Genomic DNA, 22,791 nt, shown 5'->3' on the forward strand with positions numbered 1-22,791 from the left:
TCGTCTCCGATTCGTCCCGGGCCGGGACGAACCCTAAAACAATCCGGAAAAAATCGCGTAGCGGTTTCTCCTGGGAAAACCACGCAGCGTTTTCCGTTCAAGACAGATAGCGGGCCAGCGACTCGACCAAAAGCTGAACCGCTCCAGGAGAACCGACGCCCCACGAGGCAATGGCGATCAGCACGATGCCCAGCGCCAGCGCCCAGGCCATCACGGTACAGCCGCAGGACATCAGCATAAGCGTCGAAATACGGCCCTCACGCCGCGCATCAAGGGCATCGTTGGCGAGCATGAACGGCCCGGCGCAGGCGGTTGCGGCCAGCGAGCGCAGGATGTGCGCCGGCGACACATAGGGCTCGGAAAAGGCAAGCCGGCGGCCGGCCGCCAGTTCCATCACGGATCCGGTGAGCCCACAGGCAGTGAGCCCGACGGCAAAAGCGAAGAGAACAGGCATCAGCAGACTCATCTTTACCTTCCGTTTACCATGAAATCGCACAGTCGCATCCGACAGCCGCGCAGCAAGAGCCATGCCGCGGCATGTGTGCCGTCCAAGGACAGAAGCGGCGATTATGGGGATTGCGATGAAGCAGGCAGCGGCCGCCGAAGAATTCAACGTCGTCGATTCCGTGCTGATGAAGCGGGTGTTTTATGCCTTTGCCGCACTGGCGCTGCTGTCGCTGGCGATCAGCCTCGGCGGCAAATGGTTCGGCCGCTCGATCGCCATGGCCGGCTATACCGACGACACCACGGTCCACCGGGTGGTGATCGGCAACAATGTCATTGCCGTGCCGGCCAATGCCATCCGCTTCCTGCAGGCGCGCCGCGACGGCATCGCTTCGCGCCTCGACCTCTATCTGCGCTATCCCCAGATGGAGGGTTACAGCGAAGCCGCCCGCGACGATTTCAACCACACGGGAACAGCCAAAAACATCATCTTCCTGTCGTTCGAGCCGCAGATGATGTCGCGCGACATGAGCGGCCGTTTCGCGCCGATCTACAGCGCGCTGATCAGCCAGCCTGGAACGCCCGGGCCCGGCGGCACGATGATTTACGGCTTCGGCGAAAAATCAGGCTATCTCAACGAGGTGCTTGCGGTCGCCGGCCGCCCCGGCAAGGATCCGTTCGTCGCCCGCTGCCTGAGCGGACCGACTGCTGAGGAATCGCTGGCGCCCTGCGAGCGCGATATCCAGGTCGGCGACAGCCTCAGCCTGACCTATCGCTTTCCCCGCGAATTTCTGGGCAATTGGCAGGCGCTCGACGCAGCAATCGTCGCCGAGGCCGCGCGCGTCCTCAAGGCAGCGAGATAGCTGGCTGAATTCGTTGCATATTTTCTGAATATGAAAGGCTGCCGGCCTGCACCATGGCAGGTCCGGTCAGCCGCAAGGCCCTAGCTCAGGCCAGATCGATGTCGAGGATCGCCATCGAGAAATTGTAATCGCCGTCGTCTTCGTCCTTGAAGACGATGCCGAGGAACTCGTCGCCGACATAGACCTCGGCCGAATCTTCCTTGCGCGGCCGCGCCTTCACTTCGAGTTTGGGATTCTGGAAGACGCGCTTGAAATAGGCGTCCAGCTTTCTGATTTCGTCCGGCTTCAAAAGTCTTCTCCGATCGTCGGGCTTGCTCGTTGGAACGCGCTTCTGGCACGTCGACAATGGCGATGTAAAGGCAAGCCGGCTGGATAGAGCGAGAACTGGCGGTTGCCGGCGCGGCAGCCGGCCTCGGCCCGGCCTGCCGGAAGCATGTGAAATTCAGATGTCGAAGCTGACGACCTGGTCCATCGACTGCGACGGCAAAAGCTGGTCCATCTGGCGCGAAGGCTGGTCGCAGCCGGTCTCGCCGACGACGCGGGCCGGCACACCTGCAACCGTCTTGTTGTGCGGCACCGGTGACAGCACCACCGAGCCTGCCGCGATCTTCGAGCAATGGCCGACCTCGATATTGCCGAGGATCTTGGCGCCGGCGCCGATCAGCACGCCGTAGCGGATCTTCGGGTGACGGTCGCCGCCGGCCTTGCCGGTGCCGCCCAGCGTCACGCCGTGCAGGATCGACACATCGTCCTCGATCACAGCCGTCTCGCCGACGACAAGGCCGGTGGCGTGGTCGATGAAGATGCCCTTGCCGATACGGGCGGCCGGGTTGATGTCGGTCTGGAACACCGAGGACGATCGGCTTTGCAGATAGAGCGCGAAATCCTTGCGGCCCTGGTTCCATAGCCAATGCGCCAGCCGGTGCGTCTGGATGGCGTGGAAACCCTTGAAATAGAGCACCGGCATGATGAAGCGGTCGCAGGCCGGGTCGCGGTCGTAATAGGCCTGGATGTCGACGCGCACGATCGACGACCATTCCTTGTCGTCGGCCAGCATCGACTTGAAGGTCTGGCGGATGAGGTCGGAACCGATGTCCTGATGCGCAAGCCGCTCGGCCAGCCGGTGGATGACCGCCTCTTCCAGGCTCTCCTGGTTGAGGATGGTCGAATAGAGGAACGCCGCCAGAAGCGGGTCACGGTTGACCGCGTCCATCGCCTCGTCGCGGATCGAGCGCCAGATCGGATCGACCGGCTGCACCATTGTGGGGCGGGCAATCGTAATGCTGTTCATCGACGTCTCCGGCCTGCCGGCTTGTTGTCCGGCCGAACATATAGGCCAGATCATAGCACGATTGAACTCAATTTTCCTTAGTGCTTCATCAAATGGATTTGGTTCACGCCGATTCAAGCCGCCATGGAAAACGAACCCTTGATCACCGCCCCGCCGCAAAACGGACGCGCGCGACGCCCGTGCGCTGTGGCCTTTCAGGTCGGCAGCGGCTTTCCCGCCTGTTCCGCCACCATGTATTCGGCATACCAGTCGGGCCAGTTCACATCATACTGTCCGCCGGTCCGCTTCTCGTGCTCGCCATGTGCCGCCGCCGCGCGTCGTAGCGCCGCGGCAAGTTCGCCCGACGAGGTGAATATCGTGTCGCTGGCGTCCACGCGCCCCGGCAAGCGTTGGGTGATCTCCTGCAGGATGAAGCTGTTGCCGTCCGGATCGCTGAACGTGGCATAGGAGGAATAGCTGCGCCCTTCCGGATGCCTGCCGCTGACCGGCGGCTGCCCGGGCCCGGTACGGTGGAACACCTCGCTCGCCTCGACGCCGCGCGCCACGAGTTCGGCATGCGCCGCCACGATATCGGATACGACGAGATAAAGCCCCTTTGCCGAGCCCGGCGCGGCTGATGTCAGGCCCTCGCCGAAATGAATCGAGCATGGCGAACCCGGCGGCGTGAACTGCACCACCCGAAACGCATCGCCGACGACGAAGTCGGCGTCGAGCCGCCAACCCAGATCGCCATAAAAACGCTTGGACCGCTCGGCATCGGCAACGGCGATGATGATGGCCTCCAGCTTCATGTCGATCGTCCCCGGCACGGTATTCGTCATGTCAGCCTCCTTGGTTGAATGGAATGGCAACATTCCCCAGAGGCCCGGCCCGCGCAAGGTTTGAAATGATTGGTTTTGACTCCGAGGGGTTGAGATCGGTTAACTGGACGGATGACAAACTTGAAAGACCAGTCCTTGATCGACGAACCACTGAAGCGGGCACTCTCAGGCTTCTATCGGGCCGAAGACCGCCACTACCACAACCTCGGACATATCGAGGCGATGCTGGCGCTGGCCGGCGACTATCGCGCGTCGCTGCACGATCCCGAAGCCGTCGAGGCCGCGATCTGGTTCCACGATGCCATCTACGACAGCAAGGCCAAGGACAATGAGGCGCAAAGTGCCGCTCTAGCCGAAAAGATGCTGGCCGGGCGCGCCGATCCCGTGCGGCTCAGCCGCATTGCCGCGATGATCCTCGCCACCGCCACGCACCAGCTGCCGTCGTTTGACGATGCGGCGGCGATGCGGGACGCCAGCCTGTTCCTCGACATGGACCTGTCGATCCTGGGCACCGCGCCGGATGCGTTCGACGACTACGAGCGTGCCGTCCGACAGGAATATGCCTGGGTCGAGGAGCCGATGTGGCGCGCCGGCCGCAGCGCCGTCCTGAAGAGTTTTCTCGTCCGCGACCACATCTTCCATACCGATGAATTCCGGCGCCGGTTCGAACCGCAAGCCAGGCAAAACATCGCGCGCTCGATCGAAGCTCTCGCGGCTGGCTGACCAGAAACTCTGGAGGGAGGCCCCGGCTAGTCTGGAAAGGTTTCCATGCGCTGCTCATACGGCTTGAAGCCTGCCCGCCCGTAGACCGATTGCGCGGACGGATGGTCATAGGTGTCCGTATGCAGCCAGACCCTTTGCGGTGCATGCGACCAGACGGCACGAAGCGCCTGGTCGAGCAGGAATGGCCCCAGCCGGCGGCCCTGGAAAGCGGGAACCAGCCCGAAATGGGTCAACTCGACGTCAGGTTGGCCGACGCCGTTGAATTCGCACAGGCCGGCGGCTTCGTCCTCGACGCGCAGCACATGGATATGCGTCGACGATAACGCCAGCAGGCGCTTGAGGTCTTCGGCCGCCATGCGCAACCGCTGGTCCCATTGCACGGGCTCGCCGACGGCACGGTAGAGGCTGAGATAGGCGGCGCGGTCCAGCCTTTCACGCGCAACCGTGGCGCCGGCTGCCGGGCTGGCACGGGAAGGCGCCTGATCGGCCTGGCGCATCTCCATGTAGGTGACAAGAAGATCAACCACGGCGGCACCTGTACCGCGACAAGCAGCAACGCGGCAGCTCGCGCAGGATCACGTAAAAGCGCCGATCGTCGACGCCATCGCCGCCAGCAGCGCCAGGCCTCCCGCCACCGACAGCCCGTTCAGGACAATCCCCAGCAGTCCGAGCCCGCGCCTGTCGTTGGACCGCACCAGCGCCATCACGCCGAAGACCACGCCGGTGATGTGCGCCACCGGGGCTGCGAGCAGAAACACCAGCATGAAGAAACCCGTCGCAACGCTCTGCGTAAGCTCCGATGCGTTGCTCGGCATCGCCACCATGATGGCGATCGCCACGGCTCCTGCACCGAAGGCAGCCAGCGCCAGTATAACTGAACGTTTGCCGAGTTTAGTCTGCACGACCTCGCCTGGAACGGCGGCCGCGACCCTTCCCCACTGTGCCACATTACCCCCTTGCCATCCGCCTCAGAGCGGATTTTCGGCATAAAACTCCAGCACGCGCTGCTTGAAGGTTTTGTCGCCGACCGCCAGCATATGGTCGCGTCCCTCGATGTGAAACGCCCTGGCGTTCGGCATCAGCGCGGCAAGCTGGTCGGGCGAACCGCCGATATCGTCTGTCGTCCCAACCGCAATCAACGTCGGCTGGGCGATGCGCGTCATGTCTTCTTCGCTGAGCAATTCACGCGACTTTGCGATGCAGGCCGCCAGCGCCCGGCGGTCGCTGCGCGTCTGATCGGCAAAGGCACGAAACGAGCGGCCGCGCGGATGGCTGGTGGCGGCCGGATCGTCGGCCAGCAGCGCTTCGGCGATCGGGTCCCAGTCGCCGACGCCGTCGACCATGCCGATGCCGAGGCCGCCGAAGACCAGCGTCGCGACCTTGTCAGGATCGGACAGCGCCAGGAACGCCGAGATGCGCGCGCCCATCGAATAGCCCATGACATGCGCACGCCCGATGCCGAGATGGTCGAGCAGCGCTGCCGCATCCGAGGCCATCTTCGCCGGCGTGTAGTCGGCCTCGTCATAGCTCTTCGACGACGAACCATGGCCGCGATTGTCGAAGGCGATGGCGCGGTAGCCGGCATCGTTCAGCGTCTTGAACCAGCCCGGCGACACCCAGTTCACATAGTGGCTGGAGGCGAAGCCGTGGATCATCAGCACCGGATCACCCTCGCCCGACGCCGGCTGGCGGTCGAGGAAGGCGAGATCGAACCCATTATGCGAGAAGAACTGCATCAGCACCCCTCACCCGGCGCCGGGTGTGGGCGCATCACCCTTGTCCGCCGGCGGCATGCCCGGGCCAGAGACCGTACCGACGGCCGGATGGCGCAGCAGATTGCCATATTCGATGCCGTTCTTGGCGGCGGTGCCGGCCTTGAGCTCAAGCACGAAACGCACAGGCACCCCTGGCGAGATGACTGCATCGGAGAACGGATCGCCGTGCTTGACGGCGCGGATCTTGCCGTCCTGGCCGACAAAGACCAGGTCGAGCGGCATCGGCGTGTTGTGCATCCAGAAACCGACCTGCTTCTGCATCTCGAAGACGAAGAGCATGCCGTGGTCGTCGGCCATGTCTTGCCGATACATCAGCCCAGCCTCGCGCTCGGAGTCGGTGTCGGCGATTTCGATCGAAAAGGACTTGTCTCCGCCCTTCGTCGCCACAACCAGCGGCGTCGGATCGACAGGAAGGATCATCGCCTGGCCGCCAGCGATGGTCTGCTGTGATGCGGTCGGCAGCCCGGAATAGAAGTAAGCGCCGGCGGCCACGGCAACGATGACGCTGAGCGCGCCCGCAGTCAGCCAGTTCCTGTGCGCCATTGGAAATCCTCGACCGAAGACCATGATCCCGAAAAATGGTCTCAGGTATTCGGATAAGATCGTGGTGAAACCAAGAAAACAACGTAAAGACAGCCGTCCCGAATTTTATCGGGATGGCTCGCGTCCTAGTGCGCGACCGGCAAGGTGCCCATATCGGGATGAATCTCGGCCGCCATAAGGCCTTTGTCACCGCGTCCGAAACGCACCAGCACGACCTGTCCGGGTCTGAGCTCGGTGATGCCGTAGCGGCGCAGCGTCTCCATATGGACGAAGATATCCTCGGTGCCCTCGCCCCTGGTCAGGAAGCCGAAGCCCTTGGTGCGGTTGAACCACTTCACCAGCGCCCGTTCGAGACCGCTTTCCGGTGTCACCGACACGTGGGTGCGCTGTTCCTGCATCTCGGCCGGATGGATCGCCGTGGTGGTGTCCATCGACAGCACCCGGAATGCCTGCAAGCCGCGGTCGCCATGCTTGACGAGGCACACGACGCGCGCGCCCTCCAATGCAGTCTGGAAACCGTCCTTTCGAAGACAGGTCACATGGAGGAGGATGTCGCCCGAAGAACCGTCATCGGGAAGGATGAAGCCGTAGCCCTTGGCCACGTCGAACCATTTGATGGCGCCGGCGATTTCGACCAGACCGGCGGTATCGCCGCCACTGTCGCGCGTCAGGGCGTCGTCAAGGTTCTCATCCCGCCTCGTGAAAGAGGCCCTATCCCCCATAAGAATGCCCCCTTTTTTTCAAGAAAACCGCAAGTGATTCTTGACATCAGATTAACACCGCCGCTTCCGGTGTGTGCAAGACCTGCCGTGCCTTTTTTCATAGTTGGATACAGGAATAGCTGATTTGTTGTTTGCCGGCGTTGCTGCCGGCCGCAATAACGATCCCGTCAGGCCGTCAACCGGTCGGCAATCTGCGTAGGATTTTGCCGGAATCGGCAACCACTTTGCGTCCAACGCTTTTGTCAGAGCAATCTGACTTTTCCAAAATCGGCGACCACTTTTTCAGTCCGATGCTCGTTGCCCTTCGGCGGGGTGGACCCTATGTTGCCTCGCAACCCAAATATCCCCGAGGAAATCCCATGCGCTACCTCCACACAATGGTCCGTGTCGCCGACGTCGATGTCTCGCTCGATTTCTATGTCAACAAACTCGGCCTGAAGGAAGTGCGCCGCTATGAAAACGAGCAGGGCCGCTTCACGCTGATCTTCCTCGCCGCCTCCGAGGACGTAGAGAGCGGCATTGCCGACAAGGCGCCGCTGATCGAGCTGACCTACAATTGGGATCCTGAGGACTACAAGGGCGGCCGCAATTTCGGCCACCTCGCCTATGAGGTCGACGACATCTACGCCACCTGCCAGCATCTGATGGACAATGGCGTCATCATCAACCGGCCGCCGCGCGACGGCAACATGGCTTTCGTCAAGTCGCCGGATGGAATCTCGTTTGAGCTGCTGCAGAAGGGACCGGCCAAGCCCAAGGCCGAGCCGTGGGCGTCGATGCCCAACACCGGCACCTGGTAGCGATCGCGCCATCTTGAGCAGGGCGGCCGCGCGGACAAGCCGGCCGCCTTTGCCGTTTCGGGCGACCGCACCTATTTACCTGGCTGACGCGCCAGCCAGACAAAGCCAGCGCCCCGTCCAGGAGAATTCATTCATGCCGACCAGCCGTGTCGATGTCACCACCGCCTATGCCAGCCGTTATCTGCAACAGTTGTGCAAGCACTGGGCACACAAATTTCCCGTCGAGTTCGATCCGAACCACGGCACCATCGATCTGTCGCTGGGCCGCACGGTTCTCGACGCCGATGCGGCGGCGCTGCATATCACCGTGTCGACGGATGAAGCTGGATCGCTGGAGCGCCTGGAAAGCGTCGTTGCAGATCACATCAAGCGCTTTGCCTTCCGCGAGGAGCTAACCTTCGACTGGAAGCCCGCTCCGGCGGCGTAACGCTATTTTGCGCCGGCCTCGCCGGCCATCTCCAGCAATGCCAGCACCGAACGCCAGTTGCGCGCGGTGCCCGGCACTTTCAGCACGCGCGGAATAAGGTTGGCGAACACCGATTTGCCGAGCCCGTCCGGCGCCTTGAGGTAGAGCACGTCGCCCTTGACCTCAAAGCTTTCGGGCCCGGTGCACTTTTCGGCAAGCCTGGCGATCTCGTCGGCCGTCGGCTGGCGCTCCAGCGTGTAGGCATGCAACTTGGTCGGATCGCCGGCCACTTCGGGATAGGGATTTCCACTCACCAGCCGTTCGAACCAGTCGCGATCGCGCACCATGATGCGCGAATGAAAGCCCCATTTTTTCTCGAAGGCGGCTTCGATCTGTTTGGTCAGCGCGGCTGCGTCGCCCTTCTTCGCCCGGAACACGACGTTGCCGCTCTGCACGTAGCTGGCGATGTCGGTGAAGCCGAGTTCGTCGAAAAACGCCCGCAACTCAGCCATCTTGACGATGCGGTTGCCGCCGACATTGATGCCGGAAAACAGCGCGACGAAAACCGTGCCGCTCATATGATGAACCCCGCCAGGGTCTCGTTGTCGGTGATGTCCTGGTAGTGCACGCCCTCGGCCTCGAAATTCGCCTTCAGCAGGTCGAAATTGCGCCGGTCCTTGGTTTCGATGCCGATCAGCACCGACCCGAAATTGCGCGCCGATTTCTTCAGATATTCGAAGCGGGCGATATCGTCGTCAGGACCGAGCATTTCGAGGAAGTCGCGCAACGCACCGGGCCGCTGCGGGAAACGGATGATGAAGTATTTCTTCAGGCCCTCGAAACGCAGCGCCCGCTCCTTCACGTCGGGCAGTCGCTCGAAATCGAAATTGCCGCCCGACACCACCGCAACAATGGTCTTGCCGCGGATTTCTTTCCGCGAAAAATCCTTTAGCGCATCGATCGCCAACGCGCCGGCCGGCTCCAGCACCACGCCTTCGATGTTGAGCATTTCGATCATGGTGGCGCAGAGCCGATTCTCCGGGATCAGCCGCACGGCGTCAGCGGCAAACTCCCTGAGATGCCGCAACGGCTCGCGGCCGATCTCGGCCACCGCCGCGCCGTCGACGAAATTGTCGACATTGGCGAGCTTGATACGCTTGCCGCTGGCCAGGCTCTCATGCAGGCTCGGCGCCCCGGCCGGCTCGCAGAAGACGTAGCGGGCTTCGCGCTGCTGGTCGGCGAAATAGTGCGTCACCCCGGCGGCGAGACCGCCGCCGCCGACCGGCAGCATGATGATGTCGGGCATGCGCGCGCCAGGCATCTGGTCGGCGATCTCATAGGCGACGGTGGCCTGCCCCTCGATGATATCCTTGTGGTCGAAGGGCGGCACCATATGCGCGCCCGAATTTTCGGTGAACTCGAAGGCGGCGCGATAGCAGTCGTCGAAGAAATCGCCGACCAGCCTGATTTCGACGAAATCGCCGCCGAACAATCGCGTCTTGTCGATCTTCTGCTGTGGTGTCGTTACCGGCATGAAGACCACGCCCTTTTTGCCGAAATGGCGGCATACGAAAGCAAAGCCCTGCGCATGGTTGCCGGCCGAGGCGCAGACGAACAGTTCGGCCTGGTTGCCGGCGGCCAGCGCCTTGCGGAAGAAGTTGAACGCGCCGCGGATCTTGTAGGAGCGCACCGGAGAAAGATCCTCGCGCTTCAACAGCACCCGCGCTCCTGTCTTCTTCGACAGATAGTCGTTTTCCTGTAGCGGCGTCTCGGGAAAGATTTGACGGATCGCAGCAGCAGCAGTGGCGACGCGGGAGGAAAAGCTGTTCATGGCGCGGTCACCTCTGGATCGAATGGTTCGAGCGCGAAGCCTATTGCACAAATCGCCGTTTGCAGCCACCGATGCGATCGCTCGATGCTTCATCGATGCGCCATCAAATAGACTGGAGCGCCTTTCCATGCCTGTTTCGGCTGTCGCCCTGAAGACCGTCGCGCTTCCTGAATTCGGCGAGCCGACTGACATGCCGCTGCTTCAGCGCCGGACCTACGAAGCGCGCATCGAGGCTCTGCTGGCACGCGGCGCCGAGGCCGGGCTCGACGCGTTCGCCGTCTATGGCGACCGCGAGCATGCGGCCAATGTCGCCTATCTCAGTGGTTACGATCCTCGTTTCGAGGAGACGCTGCTGGTTATCGTTCCAGGCAACCAGCCCAAACTTCTCGTCGGCAATGAGGGCTGGGGCTATGCCGAGATCTGCGACGGGCCATATGAGCGCGTCCTCTACCAGACGTTCTCGCTGCCGGCGCAGCCGCGCGACCGCTCCGCCTCCCTGTCCGACACGCTTGCTGCCTGCGGCCTGAAGACCGGCCAGACAATCGGCGCCATTGGATGGAAGCCGTTCGGCGTCGGCGATGCCGGTTTTGGTGAGACGACGCTCGACCTGCCCTCCTTCATTGCCGATACGCTGCGCACACTGGCCGGCGACAGAGGCGCGGTGGTCAATGCCGCAAACCTTCTGATGAACCCGGCGGACGGTCTGCGCGCCATCAATGAGGCTGACCAGCTGACAGCCTTCGAATTCGCCGCGACCTTTTCCTCGCAAGGCCTGCGCAACGTGCTCAGAGGCATCGAGCCTGGCATGAGTGAACTGCAGGCGGCCCGACTGATGGGCATCAACGGCCTGCCCTTGTGCTGCCACCCGATGCTGTCCACCGGCAAGCGCGCGGCCTACGGACTGCCGAGCCCTCGCCTCGACATCGTCGAGCGCGGCGACCCCATCACCATGGCCTATGGCATCCAGGGCTCGCTCAACGCCCGCGCCGGCTTCCTCGTCGAGAGCGCGGCGGAACTGCCGCGCGAGATAAACGATTATGTCGACAAGCTGGTCGCGCCCTATTTCGCCGCCGTCGTCGACTGGTACGAGACCATCGGCATTGGTGTCACCGGCGGTGCCCTGTGGAAAGCGGTGCATGACCGCATCGGCGATCCGTTCTTCGGCGTCTCGCTCAATCCCGGCCATCTCGTCCATATCGACGAATGGATGCATTCGCCGGTGTTTTCCGGCTCGGATATCAGGCTGCGATCGGGCATGGCGCTGCAGGTCGACATCATCCCGGCGACCGGAACCGCCTATTTCACCACCAACATCGAGGACGGCATTGCGCTCGCCGACGAGGCGTTGCGCGAGGAGATCGCGGCCCGCTATCCCGAGGCCTGGCGCCGCATCGAGGCGCGTCGCGCCTTCATGGTGGACGTGCTCGGCATCAGGCTGAAGCCCGAAGTGCTGCCCTTTTCAAACATCCCGGCGTTCCTGCCGCCGTTCTGGCTTTCGCGCAACAGTGCGATGACTGTCTCCCGGCGCTGACCACATTTCGGCTGGACACGACTTACTTCTGCCGCACTTGGCCTGTCCGGGAGGTGTCGCGGAGGGTGACGGGCTGTTGCCCCAAAGTGAATTCGAAGTGAATTCATCTTTCGATGGAACTTTTGACGTGCGTTTGAAGACGATTTGCATTCTTGCACTTGCCCTGTTGACCGCCGGCTGCGGCGGCCGCAAAACCGAGGAACTGCTCGGCAGCGCCGTCATGTCAACGCCGGTGACTGAAATCTCGGGCAATCACTCGATCTTCATCACCACGACACGCAAGAAATCCGACGATCCCAACAAGGTTTTCGACGGCGAACGCTCGGCGACGTTGAACTATGCCCGCGTCAACGTCACCGTTCCCGGCATTCACCAGACCGGCCAGATCGAACGCCGCTCGCGCGGCAAGTCCAACGACCCGGCGAAGTATTTCATGGCGTCCGAGGTTGTCGGCTATGACGCGCAGCCCAAATTCTCCAGTGCGCTCAATGCCGACATCGCAGCGCGTGGCGGCCGCGTCATGGTCTTCGTGCATGGCTACAACACCGGCTTCGACGACGCCGTCTACCGCCTGACCCAGATCGTCCACGATTCCGGCTATCCCGGCACCCCGGTGCTGTTTTCCTGGGCTTCAGGCGCCAAGACCACCGACTATGTCTATGACAAGGAAAGCGCCAGCGCCGCCCGCGACCAGCTGGAAGTGACGCTGCGGATGCTGCAGCAGTCCGGCGCGCGGCGCATCGACATCGTCGCCCATTCGCTCGGAACCTGGGTGACCATGGAAACGCTGCGCCAAATGGCCATTACCGGCGACCGCGATCTCGGCGGCAAGCTCGGCGACGTCGTGCTGGCCTCGCCCGATATCGATGTCGACGTGTTCAAGAGCCAGATGCGCCGCTACGGCAAGCCGGACAAGCCGTTCATCCTGCTGCTCTCTGACGATGACCGTGCGCTCAGGCTCTCCGGGCTGATCGCCGGCTCGCGGCCGCGCGTCGGCGACTACAAGGACGCCGCCGACCTTGCGGCCTATGGCGTCACGGTGGTCGATCTGTCCAAGGTCAAGGGAATCGACAGCTTCAACCACACCAAATTCGCCGACAATCCCGAACTGGTGAAGATGATCGGCCAGCGGCTGCGCGAGGATGACGGCTTTGCCAGCGACCAGACGGTGACCGACCGCATCAGCGCGCTCGGACAATAAGGCTGTTGCCTTGCGGCGACTGTCGCGCCGAGAGTTCGCGAATGCCGGGCGCCCGGATCAATTTCAACTGGACCGGGCCGGTCTCTGCCTCTATCGACATTGAAATCGGCGCTATGCGCCAGCGGGAGCCCGCGTGACCGTGCGTTGGAAGACTGCCCTCGTCCTTGCGTTCGCGCTCGCTGTCGCCGGCTGCGCCGGCCGGAACACGCATGACCTCCTGAACAGCACGACGGTTTCGGTGCCTGCCTTCGACATAGCCGCGACGCATGAAATTTTCGTCGCCACCACCCGCCAGCAGGCGACCAAGGATCCGCGCCAGGTGTTCGACGGCGATCGCTCGCTGACCACCAGCTATGCCCGTGTCGACGTCACCGTTCCCAAAGTGCATCAGATCGGCGCCATCGAGCGCGCGAAGGGTTCGGCCAACTCCAACCCGGCCAAGCAGTTCACCGCCACCGATGTCGTCCACTATGGCGACGCGCAGCAATTCGCCAAGGCGGTGGGCGCCAACATCGCCATCAGTGGCGAACGCGCACTGGTCTTCGTGCACGGCTTCAACAACGGTTTCGACGACGGCGTCTACCGGCTGACGCAGATCGCCCACGACACCGAATATCCGGGCACGCCGGTGCTGTTTTCCTGGGCTTCGAGCGGCAAGACCACCGGCTACATCTACGACAAGGAAAGCGCCAACGCCGCGCGCGACGATCTCGAGGCGACGCTGAGGATGCTCGCCAAGACCAAGGTCAAGAGCATAGACGTCATTGCGCACTCGATGGGAACCTGGGTGACGATGGAGGCGTTGCGCCAGCTCGCCATCACCGGCGACCGCGATCTCGGCGGCAAGCTCGGCTATGTCGTCCTCGCTTCGCCAGACATCGATGTCGACGTCTTCAAAAAACAGATGATCCGCTACGGCAAACCCGACAAGCCGTTCGCCATCCTGCTTTCGGGAGACGACCGCGCGCTGAAGCTGTCGTCCCTGATCTCCGGCGACAAGCCGCGCGTCGGCGACTACGGCAATGCGGCCGACCTCGCCAGCTATGGTGTGGTCGTAGCGGATCTGACAAAGACCAAGGGCGGTGACCGTTTGAACCATGCCAAGTTCGCCGACAATCCGATCCTGGTGCAATTGCTCGGTGACCGACTGCGCACACCAGCCGCCCTGCGATCGAACGATCCGGGTGAGTTTGACGATATCGGCCAAGGGATTGGCAAGGCGGTCGGCTCCATGGCCGAAGTCGTCATCACCACGCCGTTCAAGGTGCTGACGGTCGCCACGGGCGGCGGCGGCTGATCAACCCAGCGCCGGGGTATCGATATACCTAAACAAACAGATCGACCTTCTGGAACGTCGTCACGTCGATCAGGCCGACATCGGAAATCCTGAGTTCCGGAATGACGACCAGCGCCAAGAGCGAATGCTGCATGTAGGCGTTGTTCAGGGAACAACCCATCTTGCGCATCGCCTCGGTCAGCTTTTCGGCCTTGGCGGCGACGATCTCGGCGCGTTCGTCCGACATCAGCCCGGCGATCGGCATTTCGACCAGCGCCAGTTCCTTGCCTTTTGAGAACAACACCACGCCGCCGCCGACCTCGCCCAGCCGGTTGACGGCAAGCGCCATGTCTTCCTTGTTGGTGCCGACGCAAATGATGTGGTGGGCATCGTGCGCCACGCTCGACGCCAGAGCGCAGTCGCCCATATAGCCGAAGCCGGAGACGAAGGCGTTGGTGACGCCGCCTGTGCCCCTGTGACGCTCGACCAGCGCGATCTGGCAGACATCGTTGCGGCGATCCATGGCGACCAGCCCATCCTCCACAGGCAAATCGGCCTCCAGCGCCCGCGTCGGCGCCTGGTTCTCGATGACGCCGATGACCCGCACCCGCACCTCGTTGGCGCCCTTGGGCGCGACGATGTCGAAATCATCTGCCTTGAGCTTCTTGCCGAGCTTGACCGTGTTCTTCGCCGTCTTCGGATAGTCATAGGCTGGGATGTCGATCTCGAGCTTGCCGCCCCTGGCCAGCCTGACGCCACGTCCATAGACCTCGTCGATGGTCATTTCGGCAAGATCGGAAACGATCAGCAGATCGGCGAGCCGCCCCGGCGCGATCGAACCGATCTCGCGCTCCAGCTTGAAATGCTGGGCAGTGTTGAGCGTCGCCATCTGGATCGCCGTCACCGGCTTCAAGCCCTGTTGAATGGCGTGGCGCACCACCCGGTCCATATGGCCTTCATGCACCAGCGTGCCGGAATGGCTGTCGTCGGTGCACAAGATGAAATTGCGCGGGTCGAGGCCGCTCTCGGTCACCGCCTTGATCTGCGAGGCGACATCGTACCAGGCCGAGCCCAGCCGCAGCATCGCCTTCATGCCCTGGCGTACGCGGGCAATCGCATCCTCGGCCCGGGTGCCCTCGTGGTCGTCCTCCGGTCCGCCGGCGACATAACCGTGGAACGGCAGGCCGAGATCGCGCGAGGCATAGTGGCCGCCGACCGTCTTGCCGGCCTTGACCGTCGCGGCGATCTCGCCCGACATCACCGGATCGTTGGCCACGACACCGGGGAAATTCATCACTTCGCCGAGGCCGATGATGTTCTCCCAGGTCATCGCCTCGGTAACGTCGGCGACAGTCAGTTCGGCGCCGGCATGTTCGAGCCCCGGTGCCGACGGTACGCAGGACGGCATCTGGACATGCACGTTGATCGGCATGGCGACAGCCTCGTCATGCATCAGCCGTACGCCCGGCAGTCCCAGTACATTGGCAATTTCGTGCGGGTCGATGAACATCGAGGTGGTGCCGTGCGGAATGACGGCGCGGCAAAACTCGGTCACCGTCACCATGCCGCTCTCGACATGCATATGCGCATCGCAAAGGCCGGGCACGAGATAGCGGCCGCCGGCATCGACCACCTTGGTGCCCTGGCCGATGGCGTGGCTGGCGTTCGGCCCGCAATAGGCAAAGCGGCCGCCGGCTATGGCAATGTCGGTGCCGGCGATGATCTCGCCCGAATGCACGTTCACCCAGCGCCCGTTGCGGATAACCAGATCGGCCGGTTTGCGCCCGGTCGCGACATCGACCAGATGCGTCGCCATCTCGGTCCATGGTTTTGGCTTGGTCGCCGATGACTGCTTGGCCATGAAAGACTCCTGTTTGCCCGACTGTGCCAAGCCGGCAAGGTTTTGACCAGCGATTGCGGACGAAATCCGCTCGATGAGATGCATTGGCGAATGCGCCGCACCCGCTCACCCTGGCGATGGCAAGCGTCAACGGCGCGATCATTCAACGTGATTTGTGGCGGCAGTTATGCTATAGTGTTGGGCATGGTGCTGATTTGCGCCGACAACCCGCCGCGAGGCGGGTTTTTTGTTGCGATTGCCGTCACGGACGCGTTGCCGCAATGGCGACATGAAATTTCAATTCATGTCACCAAGTCGAACCTGCGTTCGTTGACTCCGCGCTCGGGAAGGCCGTTAAATCGACCCCCGAGACCGAAACAGCCCGAGGCCGAAACCTCCTGAGGGGAAGTCATGACCCGGATCCTGCAAGCATTCGCCTTCGTCACCCTGTTCCTGATCTCGGCCGGCTTTGCATCCGCCGAGGAGCGCTGGCTGACGCTACCGGAACCGGCAGCGATGCCCAAACCCGAGCAGAGCGGCTATGCTCCGGTCAACGGCATCCAGATGTACTACGCCGTTTTCGGCAAGGGCGATCCGGTTCTGCTCATCCACGGCGGCCTTGGCCATGCCGACATCTGGGCGAGCCAGGTGGCGACGATGTCCAAGACCCACAAGGTGATCGTCGCCGACAGCCGCGGCCATGGTCGCTCCACCCGCACCGAGCAGCCTTATGGCTATGACCTCATGGCGTCCGACTATCTGGCCCTGCTCGACTACCTCAAGATCGACAAGACCGCTCTTGTCGGCTGGAGCGATGGCGGCATTATCGGCATCGACATCGCGCTGCATCATCCGGAGCGGTTGACCAGGCTCTTTGCGCAAGCCGCCAATGTCACCACCGATGGCGTCGATCCCGGCGTGATGACCAACAAGACCTTTGCCGCCTACATCGAACGCTCGGGGCGCGACTACAAGAAGATGTCGAAGACGCCGGACCAGTACGATGCTTTCGTGGCGCAGATCAGCCACATGTGGGAGTCGGAGCCGGCCTGGACCAAGGAACAGCTCGGCAAGATCACCACGCCGACGGCGATCGTCGCTGGCGATCATGACGAGGCGATCAAGCGCGAACACACCGAATACATGGCCTCCGTCATTCCGGGCGCCAAGCTTATCATCCTGCCCAACGCCAGCCACTTCGCCATGCTTCAGGCGCCGGATGAATATAGCCAGGCGGCGCTGGACTTCATCGACGCCAAATAGAGCATAGCGCGCAGCAACAGGCGCATTTCGATTGTTGAACAATGGGTTCCGTTTTACAGCGAATAGAGCTACCTTGCTGCAAGGAGTCTTCTGAACCGCCATTTCGGAGAGTTCGATGCGTGGTCTGGCGATAACCAGTGCCGGATTTCTGATCGCTCTGGCCGCGCCGGCTTTTGCCGCCGACCCGATGACGGTACCGATGACCGAACCGGGCTTCGACTGGACCGGCTACTATGCCGGTCTGCAAGCGGGTTATGGCTGGGGCCAGTCCGACATTACGGGAACGGAAGGCGCGCCGTTTTCCATCACGCCCGACATAGACGGCGGTTTCGTCGGCGGCCATGTCGCCGGCCTGTGGCAGTTCGACCAGGCGGTGCTCGGCGCCGAGGCGGAGCTGAACTATTCCTCGATCGACGGTACGTCGGTATCGGGCCTGGGAAGCACATTTGGCGCCGACATCAAGTGGTTCGGGTCGGTCAACGCCAAGGCGGGCTTCGCCATGGACCGCCTGCTGGTCTATGGCGTTGGCGGCGTCGCCTTTGCCGGCATCGAAACGTCGCAAGTCGCGGGGGCGTCGTTCGCCAGCACGCGTACGAACGTCGGCTGGACCGTGGGTGCTGGCGTCGACTACGCGCTGACCGACAAGTTCGTCGTCGGCGCGCAATATCGCTACTATGATTTCGGCTCCGAGCACTATGACGTGCCGGCACCCTTCACCGATCGCGACCAGGACGTGAAGCTGAACGCGGTCGGCATCAATTTGAGCTACAAGTTCTGATCGTCCTCAGCGACTGAGATTTTCCTCGCAACCTGTTGTTTTAAAATAGCGAAGCATCCGTTGTAGGCCCGAACGGCGATCGCCGGCAAAAGATGGCTTGACGGGTTTTCGCTGGCGTCTGAAAAGGGCTGGCCTGCGGACGTGGCGGAATTGGTAGACGCAAGGGACTTAAAATCCCTCGATCTCTGATCGTACGGGTTCGATTCCCGTCGTCCGCACCACATTGAAATCAATCTTGTTGGCTACCTCAAAACCGCTTCTCGGTCGGCAGGCCGGCCGTCAGGACTTTTTATCGCCGTTTGGATTTGGCGCCGGCGCCTCGCGCACATCTCGCGGTGGCGGGTCGATATGTTGAGGCTCCGGCGATGCGTCCTTGTCTGGACGGACAGTCGTCTTCCTCGGGCTGGGTTTCGGCGGCGGATCTTTGATTTTGCCTTGCATGCCCAAAGAACCAACATAGCCACTCTCTTGTTCCCAAACGCGCTGATATTTTAGCAGTTGCGAAACAAAGTCCCCATTCCGGCGTTGAGATTTCGTCCACAATGGGAGGAATCCGCACATGGATCCGGCAACTGCCGCAATGATGGTTCTGCTGTCGTGCAGCCCAGGCCAGGCTGTCTGCAAACCGCTCGATCCGTCACAGGCCATGATGTTTGCATCCGTTGACGAATGCCGGGTTGCGTTGGCCAACAGGCTCGCCGGCGCCCCCAACGGGGAGATCGTCGGGCGATGCAATTCTGTCGACCCAACCGCTACAGCTTCCCTACCCGCGGGATACAGGACGGTTGTCGTCACACGGGGCATGGGCGCGAATGCGGTGAGCAGTCGCTACATCGTCTTGCACAAGGATTGAAGCCCGCCACCGCAAGGCAGCCGGCACGGCCGCCCGAGCTACTCCGAAGGCGGCGGCTCTTCGCTTGGTGGAGTCAAAACGGTAATATCCATTCTGGCGATCGTCGATGCGGCGCGCCCCTGCGCACCAGGATCTGTGTCGCCACTTTCTGCCACCATAGCTTTGGCGCGATGTCCTACGCTATCTGCGCTTTTGCCTGGAGCAAATACCTCGCCCGGTTCTGTCTTTGCGGGTTTCGGTTGAGTTTCCTGCCGATGTTGATTTCCAATCGCCGAGACCATCGATACCTCCGCTTGGTAAGGCCGTGAGGATACCTGTCAAGGCTGTAGCGAGCCTGACCATTCTAAACAGTCGGCTACCCGTGAGGCGGCGGGCTTCAAGTCGCCAACTGGCAAGCTGATCCGAAGTGGTCGGGTTGGTCCCGCTCGTCGTCGCCTTCCCGGGCGCCTACGACGTCGGTCTTGGGATATCTCGTCGGTTCAACCTCAGCCCCCCTTGATGCGGCACCGGTTTCGCCCGACAATAGGGAACGATTTCGCCCGTTATGTGTTAGGAGCTCATGAATCCCGCGGACCCCGGACCCAGAATGGCAGCCGATCCTCTGACCACGCAACTCGCCGATGCCCAGCAGCAGCGCATCAGACAAACCGAGCTTGCGCTTGTACTCAGCGAGAAAATGGTGGCTGAGAACCTCGCTTTGTCCAGCAGGATACGATCTGCGCGGCAGCGGGTCGTAAAGTCCGGAGGGCTTTTGACGAAAATCGACCCCACAGCCCTGAACCAGTTCGCACAATAATCGCGCTCCACTGCGGATCGTGTGTGGAGGTTGTTGGCAGCCTTGATCGGCCAATACGTCGCAGGAACCAAAGCGTTCGGCAGGGGTTGGTGTTGCGAAGGGACCGCAACCCAAAGGAAGCGGAACAATGGACCTGATGAACTTGGAACTGGCCAGAGCACGACAGCGCGTGGGCCAGGCGAAGTTAGATCTCGAACGCGCTGAAAACTTGCTCGATGAAGACTGCGGCGTCGCCATGAATCTCGCTTTGTGTTGCCGAATCCGCTCAGCGCAACGGCGCGTGGTCGAGGCCAAGAAGCGGCTCACGAAGATCGATCCCAGCAAGACAAACTGATCGGTCATTTCGACCCCCGAGAGTGCCCCCGTCTATCGCCAAGCGCGGCTCGCGCTGCTCCGCATCAGTTGATGCAGCAGCACTTCGAAAGGCAGGCTACCGAAGGACTCAAATGTCGAGATAACGGCGGCCACAAGCATTGCCTTTGTATCGTCGGGCAAATCGGCTGGGCAAACGACTGAGGTATCCGGAGGCGCCAATATCCCAATGCGCGCCCAGTTCGCTAGGATTCGCGGGCCAAGCCCGATAGTGCAAGCGCCGGAATGGAGCCATGGTTCAGCCGAAAGCGGCTCAGCTTCAGGTGCCGGATCAGAGTTTTATTACCCGCGACGTCGCTACAGTCGCATCAATCGGCGATTCCATCGTCATGATGCATCGCGCTTGTGAGGTACGGAGCCACGAGCAAGGTTCTCACCAGCCTTTCGAGCGACCCAACAGCGCTTGCGCAACCGCAACGCTATTTTCGGAACGACCAATGACAATAACGATCGACAAAAACGCCAGCTGGCGCGACATCGCGCAGGTGAGCGAGGGCGAATCCCTGGCGCTCAGTCCGGCAGCGTGGGAGAGGATCGCCTTTGCGAACCGGATCGTAGCGGCCATCGTCGAAAAAGGCATCCGCGCCTATGGCGTGAACACCGGGGTTGGCGCATTGGCAAGCAAGGTTGTGGCGCCTGCGCTGCAAAAGAAGCTGTCGCGCAACATCATTCGCAGTCACGCATGCGGCGTCGGTGACCTGGTGCCGCGACGCGGCGTGCGCGCCATCATTGCCGCTCAAGTGGCAAATTTCGCGCATGGCCATTCCGGCGTAAGCTCTCAGATCGTTCGCAATCTGCTCACCTTTATCGAGCGCGACTGCGTTCCCGACGTGCCATCCAGGGGATCGGCCGGCTATTTGACGCACAACGCGCATGTGGCCCTGGTCTTGATTGGTGAAGGCAGCGCAACCGTGGCAGGCCGCTCGATGAGCGGTCTGGAAGCGCTTGCCGAAATGGGTCTGGAGCCCCTCGAGCTTGGCGCGAAGGAAGGCTTGAGCCTCGTCAATGGCACGGCGTGCGCGACCGGCCTGACAAGCATCGCCGTTCAGCGCGCGGAGCGCCTGTTGGGATGGGCTGATGCCGCGGCCGCTTTGACGCTTGAAGCCGCGGGCGCACAAATGCCGGCTTTTGGCGAAGCCATCCTTGCGATGCGGCCGTCGCCCGGCATTCAGGATGTCGGCAAAGCGCTGCGAGGCTGGCTTCACGGCAGCGAGCTTATCGCGCTTGCTCACGGCAGTCGCACGCAAGACGCACTCAGTCTTCGAGCCGTGCCGCATGTTCATGGCGCCGCCCGCGAGGTGTTGGACCGGTCCGCTGTGTTGGTCGACCGTGAATTGGCTGCCGTCACCGACAATCCCGCTGTATTCGGATCGTTGAACGATCCCCAGGTTGTTTCAGAGGCACATGCGGTGGCGCCGGCGCTCGGACAGGCCGCTGACGGCCTGACGATCGCGTTGGCGCAGGTGGCCGGCATGAGCGAGCGGCGGATCGACCGTCTCGTCAATCCTCTGGTCAACAATCTGCCTGCCTTCCTTGCCGATGAGGACGGCAGCAATTCCGGCTTCATGATTGCCCAATACACCGCCACGTCGCTGAGCAACGTCAACCGGCGCCTGGCCGCCCCGGCGGCGACCGACGGTGGCGTCACATCCGGCCTGCAAGAGGACTTTCTTGCTCACCCTACCGTCGCCGCCAACAAGCTGCTCGCCGTTATCGACAACGCGGAATACATTCTGGCAATCGAGCTCATGGCTGCCGCGCAGGCCCATGATTTCCTGGCGGGGCGCGGTGCACGGGCGTCCGGCACCGACACCATCTACCGTATGGTCCGGGAAAATATCGCGCACTATTCCGACGATCGGCCTTTGTCCGGGGACATGGAGGAATTGCGCAACTTCATCCGCGAAATGGACGTGCCGCCCTGTCCGCAGCAGCATACCGAGTGAGGCACGTCGAGCTTCGCGGAGCTAGCCCTTCATCGGGTTCAGTTTGAGATGCTGGATCAGGATAATCGTCTTGGCGTCGATGATGCGGCCGTCGGCGATGCCGGCCAGCGCCTCATCGAGCGGCATTTCCAGCACTTCGATATCCTCGCCCTCATCCGCCGCGCCGCCGCCGGCCGAAATGCGGTCGGCCGGTGAATAGCGCGCCACGAAGAACCACAGCCGTTCGGTTACGCTGCCCGGGCTCATATAAGGCGCAAACAGCCGCTCGATGTTCTTCAAGTGATAGCCAAGCTCTTCCTCAGCCTCCTTCAGAATAGCGGTTTCCGGATCGTTTTCGTCGAGCAGGCCGGCGCAGGCCTCGATCAGCGGTTCGCGATGACCGGTGACATAGGCGGGATAGCGGAACTGCCGCACCAGAAGCACCGTCTGGCGCTCGGGATCATAAGGCAGGATCACCGCGCCGTCGCCGCGATCGTAGGTCTGGCGAATCTGCGTCTCCCACTGCCCGTCGCGCCGGCGATAGTCGAGAACGGTCTTCTTCAGGACCGCCCAGTCGTCGGACAGGACTTCCTCCGAACGGATACGGATGCGATCTTCCATGCGTGAACTCCATGCTGTCAGCGCCATGGCGTAACCGCGAACCGTTTTCTGCGCAACCGAAACGGCGAAGCTTTCACCGCCTCGTGTCTGGTGCCGGCAACTGCCATCGCCTACAT

General features: G+C 62.2%; 26 protein-coding genes and 1 tRNA gene. 13 read left to right on the top strand and 14 right to left on the bottom strand.

Annotation, left to right across the window (positions count from 1 at the left end):
- Positions 1 to 97: 97 nt before the first annotated feature.
- Positions 98 to 454 (bottom strand): DUF6949 family protein, encoded by a 357-nt coding sequence (locus ACWTU9_RS20640; RefSeq protein WP_455859884.1) that lies wholly within the window; start codon positions 452 to 454, stop codon positions 98 to 100.
- 127 nt (positions 455 to 581) lie between these two features.
- Between ACWTU9_RS20640 and ACWTU9_RS20645 the strand changes: the two genes are divergently transcribed.
- Positions 582 to 1,307, top strand: coding sequence for a hypothetical protein (locus ACWTU9_RS20645; protein WP_455859885.1), 726 nt, complete (start codon positions 582 to 584; stop codon positions 1,305 to 1,307).
- Positions 1,308 to 1,392: 85 nt separating this feature from the next.
- Here the strand turns inward: ACWTU9_RS20645 and ACWTU9_RS20650 are convergent, their stop codons facing one another.
- The 3 genes from ACWTU9_RS20650 to ACWTU9_RS20660 all read right to left on the bottom strand — a co-directional run bounded on the left by ACWTU9_RS20650 (position 1,393) and on the right by ACWTU9_RS20660 (position 3,419).
- Positions 1,393 to 1,596: a DUF3126 family protein gene (locus ACWTU9_RS20650; RefSeq protein ID WP_006200852.1), complete on the bottom strand. Its 204-nt coding sequence runs from the start codon at positions 1,594 to 1,596 to the stop codon at positions 1,393 to 1,395.
- Between the two features lie 153 nt (positions 1,597 to 1,749).
- The gene (gene cysE / locus ACWTU9_RS20655; RefSeq protein ID WP_454574060.1) at positions 1,750 to 2,598 is read right to left on the bottom strand and encodes a serine O-acetyltransferase; all 849 of its coding nucleotides are present in this window, start codon (positions 2,596 to 2,598) and stop codon (positions 1,750 to 1,752) included.
- Positions 2,599 to 2,792: 194 nt separating this feature from the next.
- Positions 2,793 to 3,419 (bottom strand): VOC family protein, encoded by a 627-nt coding sequence (locus ACWTU9_RS20660; RefSeq protein WP_455859886.1) that lies wholly within the window; start codon positions 3,417 to 3,419, stop codon positions 2,793 to 2,795.
- Positions 3,420 to 3,530: 111 nt separating this feature from the next.
- On the opposite strand from ACWTU9_RS20660, the gene ACWTU9_RS20665 reads away from it, so the two are divergent.
- Positions 3,531 to 4,142, top strand: coding sequence for an HD domain-containing protein (locus tag ACWTU9_RS20665; protein ID WP_455859887.1), 612 nt, complete (start codon positions 3,531 to 3,533; stop codon positions 4,140 to 4,142).
- Between the two features lie 26 nt (positions 4,143 to 4,168).
- Here the strand turns inward: ACWTU9_RS20665 and ACWTU9_RS20670 are convergent, their stop codons facing one another.
- The 5 genes from ACWTU9_RS20670 to ACWTU9_RS20690 all read right to left on the bottom strand — a co-directional run bounded on the left by ACWTU9_RS20670 (position 4,169) and on the right by ACWTU9_RS20690 (position 7,182).
- On the bottom strand, positions 4,169 to 4,669 hold the full coding sequence (locus ACWTU9_RS20670; RefSeq protein WP_455859888.1) for a GNAT family N-acetyltransferase: 501 nt from the start codon (positions 4,667 to 4,669) through the stop codon (positions 4,169 to 4,171).
- 48 nt (positions 4,670 to 4,717) lie between these two features.
- Positions 4,718 to 5,044, bottom strand: coding sequence for a hypothetical protein (locus ACWTU9_RS20675; RefSeq protein WP_455859889.1), 327 nt, complete (start codon positions 5,042 to 5,044; stop codon positions 4,718 to 4,720).
- A gap of 66 nt (positions 5,045 to 5,110) precedes the next feature.
- Positions 5,111 to 5,878: an alpha/beta fold hydrolase gene (locus ACWTU9_RS20680; RefSeq protein WP_454588534.1), complete on the bottom strand. Its 768-nt coding sequence runs from the start codon at positions 5,876 to 5,878 to the stop codon at positions 5,111 to 5,113.
- A gap of 9 nt (positions 5,879 to 5,887) precedes the next feature.
- On the bottom strand, positions 5,888 to 6,460 hold the full coding sequence (locus ACWTU9_RS20685; protein ID WP_454574066.1) for a DUF192 domain-containing protein: 573 nt from the start codon (positions 6,458 to 6,460) through the stop codon (positions 5,888 to 5,890).
- A 125-nt stretch (positions 6,461 to 6,585) separates the two neighbouring features.
- Positions 6,586 to 7,182 (bottom strand): cold-shock protein, encoded by a 597-nt coding sequence (locus ACWTU9_RS20690; protein WP_454588532.1) that lies wholly within the window; start codon positions 7,180 to 7,182, stop codon positions 6,586 to 6,588.
- Positions 7,183 to 7,541: 359 nt separating this feature from the next.
- On the opposite strand from ACWTU9_RS20690, the gene ACWTU9_RS20695 reads away from it, so the two are divergent.
- Complete coding sequence (locus ACWTU9_RS20695; RefSeq protein WP_454588531.1) at positions 7,542 to 7,982, top strand: VOC family protein; 441 nt, start codon at positions 7,542 to 7,544, stop codon at positions 7,980 to 7,982.
- Positions 7,983 to 8,115: 133 nt separating this feature from the next.
- Positions 8,116 to 8,409 carry a DUF2218 domain-containing protein gene (locus ACWTU9_RS20700; RefSeq protein WP_455859890.1) on the top strand — a complete coding sequence of 98 codons (294 nt, stop codon included), beginning with the start codon at positions 8,116 to 8,118 and terminating at the stop codon, positions 8,407 to 8,409.
- A gap of 2 nt (positions 8,410 to 8,411) precedes the next feature.
- Here the strand turns inward: ACWTU9_RS20700 and ACWTU9_RS20705 are convergent, their stop codons facing one another.
- The gene (locus ACWTU9_RS20705) at positions 8,412 to 8,966 is read right to left on the bottom strand and encodes a DUF1697 domain-containing protein (protein WP_455859891.1); all 555 of its coding nucleotides are present in this window, start codon (positions 8,964 to 8,966) and stop codon (positions 8,412 to 8,414) included.
- Positions 8,963 to 10,219 carry a threonine ammonia-lyase IlvA gene (ilvA, locus tag ACWTU9_RS20710; RefSeq protein WP_455859892.1) on the bottom strand — a complete coding sequence of 419 codons (1,257 nt, stop codon included), beginning with the start codon at positions 10,217 to 10,219 and terminating at the stop codon, positions 8,963 to 8,965. The genes ACWTU9_RS20705 and ilvA overlap by 4 nt, the downstream gene beginning before the upstream one ends.
- A gap of 127 nt (positions 10,220 to 10,346) precedes the next feature.
- Here ilvA and ACWTU9_RS20715 point away from each other — a divergent pair, with 127 nt between their 5' ends.
- The 3 genes from ACWTU9_RS20715 to ACWTU9_RS20725 all read left to right on the top strand — a co-directional run bounded on the left by ACWTU9_RS20715 (position 10,347) and on the right by ACWTU9_RS20725 (position 14,248).
- Complete coding sequence (locus tag ACWTU9_RS20715; protein WP_455859893.1) at positions 10,347 to 11,750, top strand: aminopeptidase P family N-terminal domain-containing protein; 1,404 nt, start codon at positions 10,347 to 10,349, stop codon at positions 11,748 to 11,750.
- A 127-nt stretch (positions 11,751 to 11,877) separates the two neighbouring features.
- Positions 11,878 to 12,951: an alpha/beta hydrolase gene (locus ACWTU9_RS20720; protein WP_455859894.1), complete on the top strand. Its 1,074-nt coding sequence runs from the start codon at positions 11,878 to 11,880 to the stop codon at positions 12,949 to 12,951.
- A 133-nt stretch (positions 12,952 to 13,084) separates the two neighbouring features.
- Entirely contained in the window at positions 13,085 to 14,248 is a 1,164-nt protein-coding gene (locus ACWTU9_RS20725; RefSeq protein ID WP_455859895.1) for an alpha/beta hydrolase, read from the top strand.
- A gap of 28 nt (positions 14,249 to 14,276) precedes the next feature.
- Here the strand turns inward: ACWTU9_RS20725 and ade are convergent, their stop codons facing one another.
- Positions 14,277 to 16,088, bottom strand: a complete 1,812-nt coding sequence (gene ade / locus ACWTU9_RS20730; protein WP_455859896.1) for an adenine deaminase — start codon at positions 16,086 to 16,088, stop codon at positions 14,277 to 14,279.
- 390 nt (positions 16,089 to 16,478) lie between these two features.
- Between ade and ACWTU9_RS20735 the strand changes: the two genes are divergently transcribed.
- The 3 genes from ACWTU9_RS20735 (at position 16,479) to ACWTU9_RS20745 (ending at position 18,329) form a co-directional block, all read left to right on the top strand.
- On the top strand, positions 16,479 to 17,330 hold the full coding sequence (locus ACWTU9_RS20735; RefSeq protein WP_454588524.1) for an alpha/beta fold hydrolase: 852 nt from the start codon (positions 16,479 to 16,481) through the stop codon (positions 17,328 to 17,330).
- A 115-nt stretch (positions 17,331 to 17,445) separates the two neighbouring features.
- Complete coding sequence (locus tag ACWTU9_RS20740) at positions 17,446 to 18,108, top strand: outer membrane protein (protein ID WP_455859897.1); 663 nt, start codon at positions 17,446 to 17,448, stop codon at positions 18,106 to 18,108.
- A gap of 135 nt (positions 18,109 to 18,243) precedes the next feature.
- Positions 18,244 to 18,329: transfer RNA gene (locus ACWTU9_RS20745), tRNA-Leu, on the top strand.
- A 58-nt stretch (positions 18,330 to 18,387) separates the two neighbouring features.
- On the opposite strand, the gene ACWTU9_RS20750 is transcribed toward ACWTU9_RS20745, so the two are convergent.
- Complete coding sequence (locus tag ACWTU9_RS20750) at positions 18,388 to 18,798, bottom strand: hypothetical protein (protein ID WP_455859898.1); 411 nt, start codon at positions 18,796 to 18,798, stop codon at positions 18,388 to 18,390.
- 749 nt (positions 18,799 to 19,547) lie between these two features.
- On the opposite strand from ACWTU9_RS20750, the gene ACWTU9_RS20755 reads away from it, so the two are divergent.
- From ACWTU9_RS20755 to ACWTU9_RS20765, 3 genes are all read left to right on the top strand, one after another.
- A complete protein-coding gene (locus ACWTU9_RS20755; RefSeq protein ID WP_455859899.1) occupies positions 19,548 to 19,757 on the top strand; it encodes a hypothetical protein in 210 nt (69 codons plus the stop codon).
- A 127-nt stretch (positions 19,758 to 19,884) separates the two neighbouring features.
- Positions 19,885 to 20,091, top strand: a complete 207-nt coding sequence (locus tag ACWTU9_RS20760) for a hypothetical protein (RefSeq protein ID WP_455859900.1) — start codon at positions 19,885 to 19,887, stop codon at positions 20,089 to 20,091.
- Positions 20,092 to 20,566: 475 nt separating this feature from the next.
- Positions 20,567 to 22,075, top strand: coding sequence for an HAL/PAL/TAL family ammonia-lyase (locus tag ACWTU9_RS20765; RefSeq protein ID WP_455859901.1), 1,509 nt, complete (start codon positions 20,567 to 20,569; stop codon positions 22,073 to 22,075).
- 21 nt (positions 22,076 to 22,096) lie between these two features.
- On the opposite strand, the gene ACWTU9_RS20770 is transcribed toward ACWTU9_RS20765, so the two are convergent.
- Positions 22,097 to 22,675, bottom strand: coding sequence for an NUDIX domain-containing protein (locus ACWTU9_RS20770; RefSeq protein WP_455859902.1), 579 nt, complete (start codon positions 22,673 to 22,675; stop codon positions 22,097 to 22,099).
- Positions 22,676 to 22,791 lie beyond the last annotated feature (116 nt).

This window comes from Mesorhizobium sp. 128a (genome assembly GCF_053848025.1).